Below are 19,435 nucleotides of genomic sequence, written 5' to 3'. Positions count from 1 at the left end.
ATAAAGAAATCAGTTATAAAGGGATTTGAAAATATCAAAGACGCCTTTTAATGATACATACTTCTCTTCACCAAAAACAGTAAAATAAATGATATTTCTTTTATAACTCATTTTAAAAAGCGTTTGTTTTACTTCACCTGTACTTAACGTATTAAATGCAAAATTTACGGCAAATAAGCATGATATAATAAATATGATATAGGCAAAAATACATATGTATAAAAGTCTTCTTCTATTAAGTTTTTTTCTTTTTTTTTCTACTCTGCTCAAGTTTTTATTTTCCTCCTAAGGCTATCATATATAAAGTCGATCTCATTTAACATTTTTTCCCGTGAAAAATTATTTATAACATATTCTTTGCCTTTTAGAGAAAATTCTTTCCTCATTCTTTCATCGCTTGCAAGTTTTTTTATAGCAACAGCTAATTCTTGTGGTTTACCTGGCTTAACAATTAACCCATTTACATTATTCTTTATAATTTCAGGTATTCCCCCAACATCTGTTGCAATAACTGGTTTTTCTAAAAACATTGCTTCAGCAACAGAAAGCCCAAAACCTTCACTATATGATGGCAAAACAAAAATGTCTATGTTTCTTAAAAAGTCTGGTATGTCATCCCTATATCCCAAAAATTCTATATTATCAAGTTTCATATCTTTTATCATGCTTTTTAAATCTTCAAGATATGGTCCGTCACCCGCTATGAAAACAAAAAGATTAATTTCATTTTTAATTAATGCCAATGCATTTATTAGGTCTTGAACTCCTTTTGATGGTATAAGTCTTGATATACATCCAATTATCAAAGTATTAGAATCGATATTGTATTCTTTCCTTAAATCCAATGATGGATTGCCTTTGTATGAAGATATATCTACACAGTTATATATGGTTTTTATTTTATTCGGGTTTACGGCCTCAACCCCTTCTATTTCATTTTTTAAAGCATTAGAAACTGTAATAATTTTAGATGTTCGTTTATTTAAGTATCTATTTAAAAACAGGTAGATATTTTTTTTCAATAAATTCATATTATAATAATCAGGAAAATTATGTATTGTAATTACTATTTTTAAATTCAGTCCAATACATGCTATTCTACCTACAAGAGACGCTTTTGAACCGTGAAAATGAATTATTTCTGGTTTAAATTCTTTTATAATTTCCCTTAATTTTATGATTGACTTTAGGTCCTTCGAAGGGTTCAATCCATCGCAAATATCGATGTCAAATACCTTAATTCCATTTTCTTTTAAATTATTTACAGTATTAACATCAAAATTACATCCTACTGCTACTTCATACTTATTTTTATCAAGGTTATTTAATATTGATAATAAATGCTTTTTCATGCCGCCCTCCGCTCTTCTTATTATATGCATTACTTTAATCTTCTCCATTTTAAATCATCCTTTTTCCTCATTATCATGTTCTAATTCATCAATAATAAAGTGTACAATCATAGGTCCAGTATAAACCATCATTGTTGCGGCAGCAACAACACCAGAGTCGTTAAAAACAAGTGCAAATATGCTTCCTATTATTGTTGAGAAAAAACAAATATATACATATTTATGGTTTTTTAAAAAGTTTTTCATAACACCGATTGGTTTATAAAACAACACAAAAAGGACAATTATAAGCGTTATTAGTACTTTACTCCATATAGAATACCTAAATAATTTCATGTTCATACTTAGCTTTCGTGCAAAAATTTTAAATAACGGATTTAAGCCATATCCTTTTATTAAATTAAAAGTCTGTCCTATATGTGTTTGTTGAGATACAGGCCTTAGTGAATCGATATAAAATAAAATCAAAATCAATGCAAAAATACCAATTATGATTGATATAGCATTTTTTAAATTTAACTTTTTTCCTGATAAAAGCAAAATCGCAGTTGAAAAAGCAGCAAATGCTGCAATACCACCACCCACGTTTGTGCCCATGTTGGGAGCGGCTATAAAATAAAACACAATTAAATATATAAAAGCTGTTATGATAAAAATAGGTTTTTTAATATTAAATCTTTCAAAAGATAGTGTCGTAAAGCATAAAGTACCACCTATTAGAACACCCATATATTCATTGCCTATACCATAAAATCTTGCGCCAGCAATAACATCATAACTTAAAAATGAATTTTTAAGTAGAAAACTCCCCGTCATCATATCGATAAGCAAAGTAACAGTCGTTATAAATGCAATCACTGCGTAGTAATAATGGCTTATAGAGCTTATTTTATATATTGCAAAGATAAAAATTGCTGTCAAGAAAAGAACACCTGCTAAGCTGCTTGATACCTTTGTATAATCAAATAATGGCAATAGTAAAAAACTTAAAGGTATAACTGATACAAAAAATAGTAAAGGCTTCATATACACAGAATACTTCTTTAAAAAAATAAGTGTAACTGATGAAAGTATTAATATTATTATCTGCAAAGCTACATATGTTTTTAAAAATGGCGTCCTGTATGTATAATTGTATGTAAGCTGCTCTTCTATTTTTTGTAGCAATTTTAAATTGCCATCAACCTTAGAAGCATATAATTGATGCCCCGTCACAAAAGAAGGTACTTCTATGCCAAAGTAATTTAATACCGTTGGTAAAATATCCATATTTGTTACAACGCCTATTCTCTTCGTAGTATCCGACGTAATAAATTTACCATGATTAATGCCAGGTCCATACATTATAACAGGTGTAAGAAAATCATTTTGACTCATTTCTTTTGTAGGTGGAAGCGGTGTTATAACCATGTAAAGTGTATTTTTGTCATTAACTTTTATAATTTCGCCTATAAAATTATCAGCATTTATCAAAGCTTTTTTTCTATTCATTATGTTTACTTTATCCAATGCATAATTCTGATAGTCATTTGCTCTAGCAGTATCACCCAAATCAAAAATAGTCAAATTTAACGTATCTTTTATTGCATTGTATTTATTATAAATTACATTATAATCCAAAGTTATGCCAAATGGGCTTAAAGGTTCTCTTTTTAAAATATCAGTGCTTACATCACCATATGGTACTATGCCATTATAATCCATTCCAATTAATGGAGCAAATCTTTTTATTTCCTTATCTGTATCTTCATTCCCAAAAACAGCAATATTATAACCATTTTCCTCAAGAAGTTCTCCAAGAAGACCTGGTTTTACAATATGATTACTTTTCATATTGTTCCTTTTTATCTGTGCAATATCTAGATTTAAAATATTTCCATTTCTTGGCACAATACCAGAATTTCTTTCAAATAAAATTGATGCCTTCTCACTATCGACAATTTCCTCAGAATTATAGTTTAAAGATGCTGAACCTGATCCTAGTGCCCTTGTACCGGTACCTATTGTCATAAACACATTTTCGGCAGACCTTCCGCCATCAGAATTAACTGTCATCAATCCATATGCTCCACGATTTATCAAGTTTTTTATATTAGGTAAATCATTTTGTATATAATCATTAAGTGTTACTCTGTTTATTATGAACACAATGACCTTTTTATTGCTAACATCTGTTTTAGCATAACTAACCGAATATATACACGAAAATAATAGCAAAAAAATCAAAATATATTTAAAACGGCTTTTCATAGTTCCCTCCTAATTTATTCACAAATATTAATTTTAGCTAATATTTTTAAAAATATCAAGTATAATAAACCTCCGTTTTTCTGAATATATATTTATAGATTGGAGGCAATTAAATTGAAAAATATTCGTGTTTTCTACCTTAATAAAAAGCATATTTATATATATTTTACCATAGTTATGGTGCTCTTAACCATGACTTTGTTATTTTATGGTATTTTTTCTAACGCTTTTTCATATTCAGTACCATTGTCAGGAAAAACGGTGCTTATAGATCCAGGGCACGGAGGTATAGATGGCGGTACAAATTCTGGTAACGTATTGGAAAAAAATATAAATTTAAATGCATCCCTTATCCTTAAATCAAAACTTATTTCACAGGGTGCACATGTTATTATGACCCGTGATAAAGATATTTCCCTTGAAAATTTTTATAAAGACAATGATTATAGACATAGAAGAGACCTAAAGGCTAGAGTCAATATGATAAATGATAATAATATAGACATCTATTTAAGCATTCACGTTAATGCAATTTCAAATGCCCCACATGTCAAAGGACCTATGGTTTTTTATTCAAATACCAATAAAAATAACAACTACTTGGCTGAAGAAATTCAGAAATCATTAAATAATGCTACGGGTGTTGATAGAAAACCAACTTTAGCTGATTATTACCTACTGACAAATGCAAAAAAAACTGGTGTTTTAATAGAACTGGGATTTATTACTAATAAAGATGATAAAAATCTCCTGCAAAGTAAAGAATATCTTTCAAAATTGTCAGACAGCATTATAGAAGGTATAACCTTATATTTTTCAAAAATATAAGGTTTTTGTAAAGCTAAAGGGGAGGAAACCTAACTCCTCCTTTAATTTAATAATTTATTATCTTTTAAAACTTCATAAATTCCTCTTGCTAGATATGGGGTAGTATTAAGTGCTTCTTCAAGTGTATTATAATTACTGCCCAACTCTATCAATATTCCCTTTTCCGAAAAATGCTGATTATATTCTGCATATTGATGTATCTCTATACCAAGTGATATTCCTGGATATAGCTCATTTAATTTGTCACTAATTTGTTTTGCAAATTCGTAATTTTTTTTCCAGTCTTCCTGCATTTCTTGTGTCCTTCTTGAACCGATAATAAATAGAACCTTTGCAATATTTTGTCCATTAATATTTATAAGATATTTTTTTCTGTATGCTTGGTTTGAAAGGCTATTCAAAGCCGGAATACTATCAACACCTGGTTGCATAACACTTCCATATCCATCGCGGTGCAAATCAATCGTAACCTTAATCGATGGATTATCATTAATATATTTTTTGACAGACAAAGAGGAATTATAGTAAGATAAATCATAATTGTAATCATGAATAGAACGGTCATGAAGAACGCCTACACCATAGTCGTTTACTAAATAATTTGTCAAATAGTCACCAACTTTAACCATATTATAATTCAAATCATTTGTCCTATCATAACCATATGCAGCGACATATTTATATTTCTCAGTTGCAATGTATGATTCCATTGTATGTGTATGATACAATAATAACAATGGCTTATCCGGTGGTTTTATATTTTTTTTATGTTCTGTTTTTGGTAAATTATTTGTAATAATTTCAACCTGATTCGAATAATTAGATTTTTTTTGTTCAATACTATTATTAAGGACTACATTGCTTTTATTAGAATTGTTTTTGTTTATTTGTGCAATAATAGGTATCTGATATTTAAGGATTTTAAGAGGATCTTTTTGACTTAAATCAAGCATTGATGCTATTGTCAAATCTTGTCCATTATAACCCTGTGTTTTATAGCCTACATCGACAACGGGCATTGAATAATTTAAAGCAGTTATAAAAATGCCGTTAATATTATTGTACTCCTCAGCAAATGCCTCTGTAACAAAATTTATATTTGACACCTTTATATCATCGGTAATAAGCCATTTATAAAAAACTATATTCATAATTAATAGTAAAACAAATGATAGTTTTTTAATTCTATAATACTTTATTGAACTTCTAAACAATAAAAGCACCTCTCTTTTGTTTTTTATATTATAAAATATTCATAAGAGAAGTGCTTTATTACAAATTTAATGTACAAGTTGATTCATTTCTTCTACAGTCAAATTCGGCTGTAATGCTAAATTAATGCCCCTTGATATTATTGATGATATATTTTTGATTAGAATATCTATTTCCTTAGGTGTTACCATTAAATTAGCCTCGGGATCCAATACTTCTTTTATAAGTGCATATTTATCTTCATCTCCCATATTTTTTAACACCATATAAAACGGACTGTCTTTACTCGTCTTCTGTATTAATGCATTTGTTAGATATTCCATCGTATCATTAGCAATTGTAGCCGCATCCACAACTGTAGGTACTCCTATAGCTATAACGGGTATACCCAAACTTTCTTCGTTAATCGCTAATCTTCCGTTACCAATACCAGAACCCGGACTTATACCTGTATTTGAGATTTGTATCGTTGTTGCTAACCTTTCGATCCTTCTTGATGCAAGGGCATCAATTGTAATTAGCAAATCAGGTTTAGTTCTGTCAACAATACTCTTGACAATCTCGGCCGTTTCAATACCGGTTATACCTAACACACCAGGTGCTATGGCACTAACAGAACTTATATTATCCCCAAACTGAAGTGGTACAAGTTCTTTAAGATGTCTTGTAACAACAATGTTCTCGGTAACCTTTGGCCCTAATGCATCAGGTGTAACATTCCAATTGCCAAGTCCAATAACAAGTGTCTTTATTTTTACATTGACATTTGCAATTTCCCTTATAACATCTGCTAATATTTTAGCAACTTTTTCTTCAAGCTCAAGGTTTCTGTATTTTAGATCCGGTGCATCGATTGTAATATAATCTCCTATCGGTTTGCCCATTGCTTTTACGCCTTCATTATTTAATATCTTGACTTTTACAATTTTAACACCGTTGTTTTCCCTCTCTTCTAAAAATACACCAGGTATTTCCCCTGCATGGCCTTCTTTATATAATTCACGTGCCTCAACAGCAAGATCTGTTCTTACGCTGAACATTATCTCACCTCAACTCTGTAGGGATAAAAGCATCAACAAGTCCTATTACAAATGCAGCTACTAAAGAACCCAGTATTGTAGCATGTATTGTTGGTACAACAAATTGTGAGACATAAATTACAATTGCTGCAACTACAAATCCGACAATACCTCTGCTTCTTGGTGAAATATTCTTCCCAAGCAATGCTTCAACTATATAACCAAGTATTGCTATTACTACTGCAGAAATCAAAGCACCCCAAAACCCTGCAACGCTAAAACCTGGTACAAGATAGCCAACTATCAATAAGACGATTGCTGATACTATAAACCTAATAATTGTTTTTAGCATAAAATCACCTCCTACAAATATAATGAACAATTTGACAAATATTATACCACTATGGTAAATTATTAATTATTCTGTTGCAAAAAATGTTTTTTCGTGGTAAAATTACACTTGATTGATTTGAGGAGGTGAACAGTTTGGCAAACATAAAATCCGCTAAAAAGAGAATACTTGTTACAAAAAGAAGAACACTTGAAAACAAGATCGTAAAATCGAAAGTAAGAACAGCTATCTCTAAATTTGAAAAAAGTTTAGCAGATGGTAACATAGATAATACAAAAGCTGCACTAAAAGCTGCCATTAAGGAGCTTGACAAAGCTTATTCAAAGGGTACTTTACACAGAAATACAGTAGCAAGAAAAAAATCAAAATTATATGCAAAATTAAATGCATTAAATGCATAAAGGCGTACAATGTACGCTTTTTTAATTACATAACTTCCTTATCAGCGATTCCAAAACTAAATTTCCATTATAGCTTGATTTTAATTCCCTATCACACTTTATACACACATTATATGCATTTATAATATCACTTTCTTCAAAATGTTTGCATTGTTCAATAACATCATTAATAGAAAAATACGGGATTCCTAATCTTGACGACAAATCTCTCCTCTCAATTTTTTGTTTCAAATAGTATTTAGCTCTTATAAGAATGCGGAATTGTCTTACTATCATTGCTAATATACCTATAGGATTCTCATTGCTTTCAATCATTCTATTAAGAATGTAAATAGCAGTTTTCTCTTGCCTTAATCCAATCGAATTTACAAGTTTAAATACACTTTCATTTATATTCGATGACAGTAAATGCTTCACATTTTCTATTGTTACTTCACTGTTGTCACTATATGACACAAGCTTTTTCACTTCATTAAGCAATCTATATAAATCTACTCCACAATTTTTAACTATATATTCTGCTACAGGTTTTTTTATGGTTTTGCCGAAACTTCTTACAAAGTAACCAGTATAATTTACAGCATCATCATGTTTAAGATAATCAAAATTAACTATTGCTCCAACTTTATTAATTGTTTTAAATAATTTTTTTCTCATATCAATTTTGTCATTTAAAACAATAACAAGACAATTGGTGATATCTTTTTTTTCTAAATATTTTATTATTTTATCTATCGCTAAATCATCAAGTTTTTTTAAAAGCTCATCATCTTTTACTATAATAAGCCTATGGTTTGACATAAAAGGAAGTGTCTCTAGGCTATCTATTATATTATTATTATCAGCATTATCAATAATAGATAAGTTCATCGCATCTGTTATACCATCAAGTAACTTGCTCTTTATTTTTTTTACAGCTTCATCTACTAAAAATCTTTCTTCACCGTAAAATACATAAACAGGCAATATATTTTTATTTATCATATTCACAAAATCTGAGTAATTCAATGTCTCACTTCCCGATCATTTTTTTAACATGTATATAAGTACCATTTGTATCAATTATAATAGCACCATCATTATCTGTTCTATATACACTCGATATACTTTTTAAATATTTTACAATATTGTCGTCTGGCTGTCCATAATTATTTTTTCCAACTTGAATAACACAAATTTTCGGATTTACTTTTTCTATAAATTCTTTTTGAGAAGATGTACTTGATCCATGATGTGCAACCTTCAAAATGTCTGATGAAATATTGAGGTTTTTTAAAGCATCTTCGGCCTCTTTTTCTATGTCTCCTGTAAATAAAAAATCTACATCTTTATAAGACATTTTAAACACAAGTGCATTGTTATTTATAGGATTTTCTTGTATAACAGTTTTCCCAGGACTCAATACTTTAAAACATACTTTATCAATTGTAACAGTGTCACCTTCTGTAAGTTCATATACCGGTATTTTCTTCATACTAGCCAAACTAATAAGTTTTTTATAGTTATCATCCTTTTGTACTTGATGCCCTATAAAAATCCTATCTACATCAATGTCATTTAAAATTGATAAAATTCCCCCGATATGGTCCGAATCAGTATGTGAAATAAAAATAGCATCTAAGGAGGAAGCATTTTCATAAAATAAATATGGAAGCAAGATGTTTTGTCCAACATCAAAAGAAGTTTCCCCATTAAATAATGGCCTTCCTCCTCCATCAATTAATATCTTCTTTCCGTGTTGCGTTCTCAAAAACGTGCTGTCACCTTGACCAACATCGAGAAAAGTAACTTCAACGTCTTTTGGTAATATTGCATTTATAGCCATAATTATGATTAATAGTGCCAATATCGAAGAACTTATTATAATCTTTTTTGATCTATCAAAACTACTTAAAGACACTACTAAAACTAAATAATAAAATATAATTATGTAAAATGACGGAATAGGTACATTTATTGAAGCATATGGGACATTGGCAAAAAACTTTGTTAAATACAACACTATTTCAACAATTGGTGTATTAATTATATTTAATAAAAATGCTAAATATGGCATTATTAATCCAAAAAAAGCTGATAAAAAGCCTATAATAACTGTTACGCTTACAATAGGAACAATAATTAAATTTGGCACAAGTGATATAATTGAAATATTATGAAAAACATAAATAGTAATCGGAAGTGTTCCCAATTGTGCAGCAACAGTTAATGAAATAGCATCTCTTATTATTTCATTTTTTAATTTAAGTTTCTCTTTTATAGGTTTATAAAGGCATAATATTGCTAATGTTGCTGCAAATGATAGCTGAAAGCCTATATCATATAACATCAATGGGTTAATAATTAAGATCAACACAGCCGCAAATGAAATAGAATTAAGAGGATAATTATATCTTCCAATAGTTACCGCAATTAATGCCATACAAGCCATGATTGCAGATCTAACAGCAGATGGCGGAGAACCTGTAAGCAATGTGTATAAAATAAGTATAGGTATAACTATCGGTGTGCTGTACCTCTTTATATGAAATATCCCTAAAATAAAAACCATAAATACAGTTAATAAACCGAAATTATATCCAGATACAGCAATTATATGTGATATGCCAGTTACTCTGAAAGAACTCAGTGTATCTTCATCAACATCATTTTCGCCAAGTATCACAGACGAAACAAATTCGGCGTCTTTTTGTGGCATTGATTTATTATAATTTGCTTTTATTTTTTCACGCATGTCTCGGAAAAATTTGTTTATAGGGCTATCAGCACTCTTTTTAAGTATACTCACTGAATAGCTATTTACACTCATCAAAGCATCTATGCCATATTTCTTAAGATATAATTTGTAATCAAATCCACCTGGATTTCTTCTACCTTGAGGTATTTTCACTATTCCTCTTATCTCCACAAGGTCACCATCTTTTGGAGATATCCCTCCTATTTGTGTTACAAGTATTTTATTCATATTTTCTGGCTTTAAAACATATTTATATAGCCTATCTTTATTTTCAACATTTGATATAATTCCTTTAAATGATACCAACTTATCATTTAATTTATCATACATGCCTTTTGAATATGTCACATTCGTGCCATTAATTATTCCAAATATAGCAATACATAACAGTAATAATGTGGTAATATCTTTACCTTTTAAATGTCTATATATACTTACAATTAATGTAAGTATCAAGGTTACACTCGAAACTATTATATTTATTTCTACATACTTACTTAAAATTATCCCAAGTGACAAAGCAATTGCTATATACAAAAAAGGAATGTTCATAATTATATATCATATACTTCAAAATCTTTTGCTATAATCACATCCTGAATCACTTTAGATGCCTCATTAAAATATTCATCAGTGGTATGCTGCGGCCACAAATGTGTAATTATCAATTTTTTGCAATCAGCAGCTTTAGAAATCTCCGCCGCGCGTCTTGCTGTAAGATGTGGGCCTTTTTCATCACCTAGAAGATTTCCATCACACAAAAATACGTCACAACTTTTGATAAATGGGATTATTCTATCATTTTCCATAGTATCACCACTAAAAGCAAATGTTTTTTTACCATCGTTAAATTTAACAGCGTATGTAAGAACAGGATGTTCCATTTTCTCGAAGGATATTAAAAGATTATCTATTTTTAGTTTTGTCTTTTCATCCACTATATTTAACTTAAAAACACCATTGAAATTAAGGTCATCTAATACTTTCAGTGGTTCATTAGGGCAATAGATATTTATAGGTTCTTTTATATCTCCTTTACGCATTCTAATATCAACAGCATAGCGTAGTACCATCATGTCCGAAACATGGTCAGAGTGAAAATGGGTAAGTATTATATATTTTAAATCCCTTAAATCATAATATCGTTGATACCTGCTTAATACACCATTACCACAGTCTATGAGAATGTTCATTCTATTGTTTTCTAATAAATAACCAGAACAGGCCCCATCTTTTCCGGGATACGGTCCATGTGATCCAAGAATTGTTAATTTCATACCATCAACTCCTTTTATTTAAATATGGAAGCTTATTTACAAATTCAAACATATCTTTATAATTTCCATGATTAATTGATGATATATCTTTTGAAGATTTATTTATCATAAAATCCTCAACCAAAAATGTCTTTAATCCTATTTCAGAAGAAATAATATCTTCATCTACATCATTGCCAATCATTATACAATTTTCTGGTTTTTTATTGAGCTTTTCAATGATTTCTTTGTAATATTCTATATATGGCTTACAAAAATGCATTATTTCATATGATGTAATGAAGCTAAAATATTTTTCGTCAACACCTGCCCATTTCAACCTTTCTTTTATGGCTACTTTGGGGAAAACAGGATTTGTTGCAAGTATTATATCATATCCCCTTTCTTTTAATAAATCCAATGTCATCTTAACATATTTATCAGCAGTTATTCCACAGCCCAGACTTTTATAATCATTTTGATAAAAATCATCAAATATAGGCATTAATTTTTCTTTTGGATATTTTGTTTTCTTTAAAAAAGAGTCAAAAAATACCTCCTCATTTGTCTTATCAGGCTCTAAATTATTTATCATTTCCATACTTGATGCAAAAAGCATTTTTTGAAAAAACTGTGGTTCAAATAAATTCGATAATTTTTTTGAAAGCCCCATAAAACAATCCATAATCATTTTATCAGTATCAACCGGTAAAAGTGTCCCATCAAGGTCGAACATCACAGTATCAATCATAAAACCACCTCAAATAAATACTATATAAAAATAATACATTTTTCTGTAAAAAAAAGCAAGGTCTTCAATAACCCCTTTAATATCAAGTATTTGTCGGCAAATTTATTTCTGTTAAAATCAACCATATAACGTTAATTATGTTATGAATCTTTATATATTTTATTTGCCATTGTCTGCTATTCATTCAGGTAGATCAGTTATTTTATATCTTTTCATATATGATATAGCCTTAAATCTAAATTTTATAATTATGCTCTGATTAAAATTTCTTCTATTTTATTTGCCATCATTTCCTTAATTTGCTTTAGAAATTCTGAATTGCAGGCTTTAGCACCGCTAATTTTTCTATCAAGAACATCATTACTGTATTTATAAGCCTGCAAAACATACCTTTTTGAACCCGAAAGCCATTTAGAAATTAAGATAAAATCCTCTAGACAGAGGATTTTATCATTGACAGTTGTCCTGAATTCATAATCCGTATGTGAATTTTTAATAATCTCAACGCTTTCCTTTATTTTATCTATGTCCGATTCATTTTTTGCAAAAATGCCGTATTTATTTATAGGTGCTTTTATGTCCATAGCTATATAATCAATCAATCCGTCATCAATCAGTTCTTTCAATGCATCCGGCCTAGACCCGTTAGTATCAAGTTTTACACTGAATTTAAGCGATTTTATATCTTTTATAAAGTCTTTTAATCCTTTCCACAATGTCGGCTCGCCACCTGTTATTGCAACACCATCAATAAGCCTTGTCCTACTTTTCAAGTACTTGAAAAAATCTTTTTCATCACGAATTCCTTCTCTTACAGGTATAAGCCAAGAATTGTGACAGTATGGACATTTGAAATTGCAGCCGCTTATAAAAGCAGTCGCTGAAATTTTCCCCGGGAAATCAACAAGTGATACAGGGATAAAATCATATATCATACGACAAATTCCTTTCTGTCTTCAAATTCTTTCTGTTTACCTTCATTCCAGTTCTTTACGGGTCTATAATATCCTACAACCCTGCTGTAAACCTCACATTCTTTACCACAGTACGGACATTCAAAATACTCTCCCGATATATAACCGTGATCCTGGCATATTGAGAAAGTCGGTGTTATAGTATAATAAGGTATTCTATAATTATACGCTATTTTTCTAACAAGCGCCTTGCATGTATTTACATCGCTTATACTTTCACCGATAAACCCATGCAGTACAGTCCCTCCTGTATATTTGCACTGCAATTCTTCCTGTAGGTCAAGAGCAGTAAATATATCGTCGGTAAAGTCAACCGGAAGCTGCGTAGAATTTGTATAATACGGCACATCATCACCGCAGGTTATTATATCCGGATACAATTCCTTGTCCTTTTTTGCAAGCCTATAGGATGTGCCTTCTGCTGGTGATGCTTCCAGGTTGTACAGTATATTTGATTCTATTTGATACTTAAAAAGTTTATGCCTCATAAAGTCAAGTACTGTAAGGGCAAATTCCCTACCTTCATCACTCGCTATGCCTTTACCCATAAAATTTAAAAGTGCTTCGTTCATGCCGACAAGTCCTATTGTATTAAAATGGTTTTGCCAATAAAAGCCAAACCTTTTCTTTATATCTCTCAAATAAAATTTAGCATATGGATATAAGCCAACCTCTGTCATCTTCTCAAGTACTTCTCTCTTTATTTCAAGACTTGTCCTGGCAACATCCATAAGCCCTCCAAGTTTTTCAAAAAACTCCTCTTTTGTCTTTGATAAATAGCCAATTCTCGGCATATTTATTGTAACAACACCAATTGAGCCAGTCAGCGGATTTGCTCCAAAAAGTCCTCCGCCACGCTTTCTGAGTTCTCTATTATCTAAGCGAAGGCGACAACACATCGACCTGGCATCTTCGGGATTTAAATCGCTGTTTACAAAATTGCTGAAATATGGAAGCCCGTATTTTGCAGTCATTTCCATTATTTTATCGATAACAGGATTATCCCAATCAAACTCTTTAGTGATATTATAAGTCGGTATAGGAAATGTAAATATCCTGCCGCTTGCATCCCCTTCCATCATAACTTCTGCAAACGCAAGGTTTAACATATCCATTTCTTTTTGAAAGTCTTTATAAGTTTTATCCATCATCTTTCCGCCAATTATAACAGGTTCATCTTCCATCATATCCGGCACGACAAGATCCATCGTAATATTGCTAAAAGGTGTCTGAAATCCTACTCTTGTCGGTACATTTATGTTAAATATAAATTCCTGCAGCGCTTGCTTTACCTCTTTATAAGTCAATTCATCATAATATATAAACGGTGCTAAATATGTATCGAAATTTGAAAAGGCCTGCGCTCCCGCTGCTTCCCCCTGAAGAGTGTAGAAGAAATTGACGATCTGCCCAAGTGCAGTCCTAAAATGCTTCGGCGGTTTACTTGCAACTTTACCTTCAACACCTGTAAAACCTGACAACAGCAAATCCCTCAAGTCCCATCCACAGCAGTAAACAGACAAAAGTCCAAGGTCATGAATATGTAGGTCGCCGTTTTTATGGGCATTTCTTACCTCTTCAGGGTATATTTTGTTAAGCCAGTATTGTGCCGTTATTGTACTGGATATGTGGTTGTTTAGGCCCTGCAACGAATAACTCATATTGCTGTTTTCATTTACTCTCCAGTCAAGCTTTCCTATATATTCGTCAACCATTTTTTCAATATCCATAAACATATCTTTGAAATTCCTTATATCCTGATGCTGCTTTCTGTATAAAATATAAGCTTTTGCGGCTTTTGCATATCCATGCTCAATGAGATGCTGTTCAACAATATCCTGTATGTCTTCTACAGAAGGTAGCCTATCAATAAAATTTCTTTCAAGATACTTAGTTACTTCATCTGAAATGCTTGATGCCTCATCAAATGTACCTGTATCAGTCGCTTTAAAAGCTTTAAATATGGCATTGGCAATTTTAAACTTGTCAAATTCTACTTCTCTTCCGTCTCTTTTTATAACTCTCATCTTTAAGACCTCCAAATGAATTTTTTTGAAAAGCATAATCTATTATATTATTAATATTATTTAATGCATCTCCCTAGTTTACTTATATTTTTCGGCATAATTTAAGCATAAAGAAAGAATAAAAACCCCTTAACTCATACTGTTAAGAGGTTTACAGTCTAAATTACACTTATTAAACCACTTCCTCTATCGCTCGTAGAGTCAGTAATAAAATACAGGCAGGTCTCCTGACTTAAGCTCATCGCTCTTTACGCCTTCCCAATTTCTCAGTGGCATAAATGTAAAGAACTCACCATTACAGTGGCGGGACCGTGCAGGATTTTCACCTGCTTCCCTTTTAAATCTAATCTAAAAGATTAGACACCTGTATCCGTAAATTATTAAATTTTAATTACAAAATATTGTGTATGTATAATTCTACTTCTCAATATATAGTATAATATGTCATTATGTATTTGTCAATTGTTTTTTTTGCACTTACTGCAAATTCCATAAAAATTTAAATCGCCATGATATACATCAAAATCATATGTTTTATCTATTTTTTCAATATATTTTATTAAATCCGGATTACTATATTCATCTATATTTCCACAATATTTACATATTAAATGCGCATGAATTTGCTGTTTATTAAACATCATAAGCTCATAGTACTTTTTTTCTTCGATTACATTTTCTAATACTATGCCTTTTTTTGTTAAAAGTTTTAAATTTCTGTAAAGAGTTGCGATTCCGTAGTGGGGTTTTTCTTTTTTAACAATGTAAATCAATTTGTCAAAATCAAAATGTATATCTGGATTGCTTATAAATGCATTTACTAACAACCGTCTCTCAACAGTTATTTTTATACCATCCGACTTTAAAATTTTTATTATATCTGATAACATTTCATCTTTCATAGTAAAACCTCACCAGTTTTTTATTTTACGTATGTTCAGAATCATAGTTTACAATAATTATTGTCATATGTCAATAACAATTGTTACTCTTTATTCCACAGGGATTCATTTTTGTTCAGTAATATAGATTTAAATTAGTAGATATTATTGATTCGAGCTTTTAATTTGCCTCATTATTTATAATCATAAGATTATCAATAGAAATATTATTTTTTAGTTTAAAAGAATTGGAGCGTAGATTAATTTGGAGTTATTAAATGATTTAAATGCCTTGTATGAAATGCTTGAAACAAAACATGAACTTGATAAAAATAGTTTGGTTCAAAGACTGTAGTACTTCAAAGTGGTGAAAATAAGTCTTTAAACTAAGTGTTTTGTGTAAAATAATCGAAGAAATTAAAAAAATAGATCTAACTGTAACTTTAAGAATTGGAGAACTTTCTAAAAAAAAATTATACTGCCTTAAAAGAAGTAGGTACAGACATATATCTTTTGAGTATTGAAACAGCAAATAAAGAATTGTATCAAAAATTACATTTCGGAATGAGTTATAAAAATCGCATAAGATACCTTATGGATTTAAAAGACCTTAATTATGAGGTTGGCACTGGTTGCCTTATAGGCTTACCGGGACAAACTGCTGAAATGCAGGCAGAAGATCTAATATTTTTTAAAAAAATAGATACAGACATGATAGGTGGATGTGAAGGTACGCCTCTTGAAAATGAAAAAGACGGTAATGAGAAACAACTCTAAAAATGATAGCATTGGTAAGACTACTTAAGCCAGTATAAATATACCTGCAACTACCGCCTTAGGAGTTAAGGACAACTACGGTTATATAAAAGGGTTAAGATGCGACGCAAATGTTATTATGACTAATATGGGAATAAATCTTACTTACTTCTCTTACAATATACTCTACGTTATTATAAGCTTCCCTTTTTATTTGTATTTTTGAAGTTTTCCGCTGGCAATAAACGCAAGCGTCGCTACAGATTTTTGGAGGTATATTGTTTATCCCAACACTTCTTCCCAAACATCTTGATGTATCAGGGCCAAATACTATCAATTAATATACCTCCACTTTGCTTATAATCCTCTAAATTCATCATCATTTACTTTTGATACTTTATAACCGTATCCATTACCTCTACACCAAGCTCTCCTGCTATTATAGGACATTTGGCAATTAGCATAAAAAATACACCGCTGTTTTCGCTCAAACCTTCAAAATTCCCCTGACCTTTAGAAATCACAACATCATGTTGCCTAATCCACTCTTTTACTATATCGTCCACTCGGTTAGGACCTGTATCTCTTACACCATTCCCTAATTTATAAAAAGTTACATTCGGAAGTGTATCTATTCCAGAATCATATGCGTCATCTATCATTGCATCATTAATTATTGGACCACCTTTTACTACGAACGAGATTAATTTAAAAGGTTTTTCTCTTACTTTTATCATTTCTTCAATAAATATTTTATCTAATACTATTTCCCCAGCATTATCAGCAAAATAAAGAAGCTTTTCACCTAATAATATTTTTTCCGCCAATATCTTAAAATCATCAATAGCCGGTTTTTTATTTAATACATCTTTTATTGTTTTATCTAAGTCAAAATCGAATGCTGGACCAAAATCAATAATATTTCCCGCTATTGCAAGCTTTGCCGAAATATAAAGCCGCTTTTCTTTATCGTTAATCATCATAAGTTGATTTTTTAATTTAGGATATAATTCTAATACCATCTCATTACTCTTTTTTTTAATATCCTTGTATGGGTCCATGTTTTTAGTTTCTTCTCTAATTATGTTATAAACTTTATTCACTATTTCATCATGTGAAATATTCCAATCAATACTACATAAAAACAACATAATTTTTTTTAATACATTAGAACGTATTTGGTCATTTTGTTCTCTTGTCGTAAACAAAGCTTGTTTTTGAAAACATGGTATACAATCTAAATAAAGTTTCATATATCTAACATCCTTTTTAATTATATATTAATGTTCTTAAAATCCATTTTTTAGTTATTACTTACAAACTCTTATGCATATTTATTAATTAAGTGATTCCAAAGCTTTTATACACATGTTCATATAATTCTTATTAAACTTTTCGATTTCACGCTATCACATAAACTCGCTAACTCAGAGTCAATTGACAATCTGCCTAGAAATGGAATATTCATTTCCATAGCAACTTCACTATTTTGATTCATTTTATACACCTCATTTTTTAAAATAAAATCTTATCTTTTTAACTTTAATTTTAATAATTAAATGGCATTTTCCTTTTTAATTTTACTCATAGCTACCTGTATCATTATGGCACATTCAATTCTTTTCTTTCGTAATGTACATGAAATTATTTCATTAGGAATTGTAATATCACCACTTGTAAAATAAGCATTCGCATGACAGCCTCCTGAGCAAAACAACTTTGCCCAACAATCTCTACAATTTTTCTTAGTAAGAACATTATTGCTTTTTTACTTAGCTACACAATTATTGATGAACTTGTTGTTAAATAAGCTATATTTCTTCCTAAAACTTTTTTTAAAATTCCATATTCATCTATACCTGTACAGTGTCCTGTATAAATACTTCCTATATTGTATTCACTCATGGCTTTTGCGATATTTATTATATCTTCTTCAGGCATTCCCTTTAAATGAAATCCTCCAATAAGTGATTTTATCCTGTATTCTTTAAATCTTTTCTTTGCTGTATACAGTACATTTAAAATACCCGCATGTGAACATCCTGTAATAATATTGATATAATCTCCCTCTTTAACGACGACAAATATTTCATCCAAAAATCTATCATTTACTTTAATATTGTCTTTTTCAACCAAAAAATTTTCTGTTGTAAAAGCATTATTATATTCTACATCAGCATTTGTAATTGCAAAAAAATCTTTTTCTATTTCTGTATCTTTATTAATTAATATAAAATTGTCTTTGTTTTCTTCATATATTGATGAATCTAAACCTATTTCATCTACTAAACCATTTTTGCGTATTGCATACTTTTTATTAAGTATCATATTGCTTGCATAAATACGCACATTTTTATTTTCATCAATAAGCTTTTTAAGTCCGCCAACATGGTCATAATGCCCATGTGTAAGTACTACCTTACCAATATTCTTTAGATCAATTCCCATTAATCCGGAATTTTTTACAAAATTATCGCTCTGTCCCGTATCTATTAAAACTTCTTTATCTTCTTTCTTTACAAGTAGTGAAAGACCGTGTTCGGCAACAAAGCTTTTTTTAAAAACTACATTTTCAACTAATACCTGAATTTCCATTTATTCACCTCTTTTTACTTAAGAAATTCTATAACTGCCTACTT

17 protein-coding genes, 2 pseudogenes and 1 riboswitch are annotated in these 19,435 nt (G+C 30.2%); of the genes and pseudogenes, 3 read left to right on the top strand and 16 right to left on the bottom strand.

Annotation, left to right across the window (positions count from 1 at the left end):
- Positions 1–9 precede the first annotated feature (9 nt).
- Genes CPG45_RS14700 through CPG45_RS14690 form a run of 3 tightly spaced genes read right to left on the bottom strand, consistent with a single transcriptional unit; the run spans position 10 to position 3,602 of the window.
- Positions 10–270, bottom strand: a complete 261-nt coding sequence (locus CPG45_RS14700; RefSeq protein WP_096232732.1) for a hypothetical protein — start codon at positions 268–270, stop codon at positions 10–12.
- Positions 267–1,400, bottom strand: a complete 1,134-nt coding sequence (locus tag CPG45_RS14695; protein WP_096232730.1) for a glycosyltransferase family 4 protein — start codon at positions 1,398–1,400, stop codon at positions 267–269. Before CPG45_RS14695 ends, CPG45_RS14700 begins: the two co-directional genes overlap by 4 nt.
- Positions 1,401–1,406: 6 nt before the next feature.
- Positions 1,407–3,602 carry an LTA synthase family protein gene (locus CPG45_RS14690; protein ID WP_096232728.1) on the bottom strand — a complete coding sequence of 732 codons (2,196 nt, stop codon included), beginning with the start codon at positions 3,600–3,602 and terminating at the stop codon, positions 1,407–1,409.
- A 114-nt stretch (positions 3,603–3,716) separates the two neighbouring features.
- On the opposite strand from CPG45_RS14690, the gene CPG45_RS14685 reads away from it, so the two are divergent.
- Complete coding sequence (locus CPG45_RS14685) at positions 3,717–4,430, top strand: N-acetylmuramoyl-L-alanine amidase family protein (protein ID WP_231968858.1); 714 nt, start codon at positions 3,717–3,719, stop codon at positions 4,428–4,430.
- 41 nt (positions 4,431–4,471) lie between these two features.
- On the opposite strand, the gene spoIIP is transcribed toward CPG45_RS14685, so the two are convergent.
- The 3 genes from spoIIP to CPG45_RS14670 all read right to left on the bottom strand — a co-directional run bounded on the left by spoIIP (position 4,472) and on the right by CPG45_RS14670 (position 7,013).
- Positions 4,472–5,644, bottom strand: a complete 1,173-nt coding sequence (spoIIP, locus tag CPG45_RS14680; RefSeq protein WP_096232726.1) for a stage II sporulation protein P — start codon at positions 5,642–5,644, stop codon at positions 4,472–4,474.
- Between the two features lie 66 nt (positions 5,645–5,710).
- Positions 5,711–6,682, bottom strand: coding sequence for a GPR endopeptidase (gene gpr, locus CPG45_RS14675; RefSeq protein WP_096232724.1), 972 nt, complete (start codon positions 6,680–6,682; stop codon positions 5,711–5,713).
- A 4-nt stretch (positions 6,683–6,686) separates the two neighbouring features.
- Positions 6,687–7,013: a phage holin family protein gene (locus tag CPG45_RS14670; RefSeq protein WP_096232722.1), complete on the bottom strand. Its 327-nt coding sequence runs from the start codon at positions 7,011–7,013 to the stop codon at positions 6,687–6,689.
- 134 nt (positions 7,014–7,147) lie between these two features.
- On the opposite strand from CPG45_RS14670, the gene rpsT reads away from it, so the two are divergent.
- Entirely contained in the window at positions 7,148–7,414 is a 267-nt protein-coding gene (rpsT, locus tag CPG45_RS14665; RefSeq protein ID WP_096232720.1) for a 30S ribosomal protein S20, read from the top strand.
- Between the two features lie 21 nt (positions 7,415–7,435).
- Here rpsT and holA read toward each other — a convergent pair whose 3' ends face one another.
- From holA to CPG45_RS14630, 7 genes are all read right to left on the bottom strand, one after another.
- Positions 7,436–8,422, bottom strand: a complete 987-nt coding sequence (holA, locus tag CPG45_RS14660) for a DNA polymerase III subunit delta (RefSeq protein ID WP_231968856.1) — start codon at positions 8,420–8,422, stop codon at positions 7,436–7,438.
- A gap of 4 nt (positions 8,423–8,426) precedes the next feature.
- Entirely contained in the window at positions 8,427–10,703 is a 2,277-nt protein-coding gene (locus tag CPG45_RS14655) for a DNA internalization-related competence protein ComEC/Rec2 (protein WP_096232718.1), read from the bottom strand.
- Positions 10,704–10,705: 2 nt separating this feature from the next.
- Positions 10,706–11,428 (bottom strand): MBL fold metallo-hydrolase, encoded by a 723-nt coding sequence (locus CPG45_RS14650; protein WP_096232716.1) that lies wholly within the window; start codon positions 11,426–11,428, stop codon positions 10,706–10,708.
- Positions 11,429–11,432: 4 nt separating this feature from the next.
- On the bottom strand, positions 11,433–12,158 hold the full coding sequence (locus CPG45_RS14645; protein ID WP_096232714.1) for an HAD family hydrolase: 726 nt from the start codon (positions 12,156–12,158) through the stop codon (positions 11,433–11,435).
- 248 nt (positions 12,159–12,406) lie between these two features.
- Positions 12,407–13,093 (bottom strand): anaerobic ribonucleoside-triphosphate reductase activating protein, encoded by a 687-nt coding sequence (locus CPG45_RS14640; protein ID WP_096232712.1) that lies wholly within the window; start codon positions 13,091–13,093, stop codon positions 12,407–12,409.
- Complete coding sequence (locus CPG45_RS14635) at positions 13,090–15,159, bottom strand: ribonucleoside triphosphate reductase (RefSeq protein WP_502695791.1); 2,070 nt, start codon at positions 15,157–15,159, stop codon at positions 13,090–13,092. Before CPG45_RS14635 ends, CPG45_RS14640 begins: the two co-directional genes overlap by 4 nt.
- Before the next feature lie 200 nt (positions 15,160–15,359).
- Positions 15,360–15,542: riboswitch (cobalamin riboswitch) on the bottom strand.
- A gap of 75 nt (positions 15,543–15,617) precedes the next feature.
- Positions 15,618–16,061 (bottom strand): Fur family transcriptional regulator, encoded by a 444-nt coding sequence (locus CPG45_RS14630; protein ID WP_096232708.1) that lies wholly within the window; start codon positions 16,059–16,061, stop codon positions 15,618–15,620.
- Between the two features lie 318 nt (positions 16,062–16,379).
- Here CPG45_RS14630 and CPG45_RS14625 point away from each other — a divergent pair.
- Positions 16,380–16,956: pseudogene (locus CPG45_RS14625) on the top strand (radical SAM protein); the annotation flags it as partial.
- A 223-nt stretch (positions 16,957–17,179) separates the two neighbouring features.
- Here CPG45_RS14625 and CPG45_RS14620 read toward each other — a convergent pair.
- The 3 genes and pseudogenes from CPG45_RS14620 to CPG45_RS14610 all read right to left on the bottom strand — a co-directional run bounded on the left by CPG45_RS14620 (position 17,180) and on the right by CPG45_RS14610 (position 19,391).
- Positions 17,180–18,049 carry a damage-control phosphatase ARMT1 family protein gene (locus CPG45_RS14620; protein ID WP_096232706.1) on the bottom strand — a complete coding sequence of 290 codons (870 nt, stop codon included), beginning with the start codon at positions 18,047–18,049 and terminating at the stop codon, positions 17,180–17,182.
- A 302-nt stretch (positions 18,050–18,351) separates the two neighbouring features.
- Positions 18,352–18,537 (bottom strand): annotated as a pseudogene (locus tag CPG45_RS18360) (SPASM domain-containing protein); the annotation flags it as partial.
- A gap of 35 nt (positions 18,538–18,572) precedes the next feature.
- Positions 18,573–19,391, bottom strand: coding sequence for an MBL fold metallo-hydrolase (locus CPG45_RS14610; protein ID WP_096232703.1), 819 nt, complete (start codon positions 19,389–19,391; stop codon positions 18,573–18,575).
- Between the last annotated feature and the right edge of the window lie 44 nt (positions 19,392–19,435).

This window comes from Thermoanaerobacterium sp. RBIITD, from assembly GCF_900205865.1.
In the GTDB taxonomy this organism is placed as follows: Bacteria; Bacillota; Thermoanaerobacteria; order Thermoanaerobacterales; family Thermoanaerobacteraceae; genus Thermoanaerobacterium.
Note: the sequence above shows the minus strand (reverse complement) of the source record. Positions and strands in the feature narration are given on the sequence as shown.

Bases quoted from the DNA above. Each gene is read 5' to 3' on its own strand.
- CPG45_RS14695 (WP_096232730.1), bottom strand. From the start codon at position 1,400: ATGGAGAAGATTAAAGTAATGCATATAATAAGAAGAGCGGAGGGCGGC.
- CPG45_RS14690 (WP_096232728.1), bottom strand. From the start codon at position 3,602: ATGAAAAGCCGTTTTAAATATATTTTGATTTTTTTGCTATTATTTTCG.
- gpr (WP_096232724.1), bottom strand. From the start codon at position 6,682: ATGTTCAGCGTAAGAACAGATCTTGCTGTTGAGGCACGTGAATTATAT.
- CPG45_RS14670 (WP_096232722.1), bottom strand. From the start codon at position 7,013: ATGCTAAAAACAATTATTAGGTTTATAGTATCAGCAATCGTCTTATTG.
- CPG45_RS14655 (WP_096232718.1), bottom strand. From the start codon at position 10,703: ATGAACATTCCTTTTTTGTATATAGCAATTGCTTTGTCACTTGGGATA.
- CPG45_RS14650 (WP_096232716.1), bottom strand. From the start codon at position 11,428: ATGAAATTAACAATTCTTGGATCACATGGACCGTATCCCGGAAAAGAT.
- CPG45_RS14645 (WP_096232714.1), bottom strand. From the start codon at position 12,158: ATGATTGATACTGTGATGTTCGACCTTGATGGGACACTTTTACCGGTT.
- CPG45_RS14640 (WP_096232712.1), bottom strand. From the start codon at position 13,093: ATGATATATGATTTTATCCCTGTATCACTTGTTGATTTCCCGGGGAAA.
- CPG45_RS14635 (WP_502695791.1), bottom strand. From the start codon at position 15,159: ATGAGAGTTATAAAAAGAGACGGAAGAGAAGTAGAATTTGACAAGTTT.
- CPG45_RS14630 (WP_096232708.1), bottom strand. From the start codon at position 16,061: ATGAAAGATGAAATGTTATCAGATATAATAAAAATTTTAAAGTCGGAT.
- CPG45_RS14620 (WP_096232706.1), bottom strand. From the start codon at position 18,049: ATGAAACTTTATTTAGATTGTATACCATGTTTTCAAAAACAAGCTTTG.
- CPG45_RS14610 (WP_096232703.1), bottom strand. From the start codon at position 19,391: ATGGAAATTCAGGTATTAGTTGAAAATGTAGTTTTTAAAAAAAGCTTT.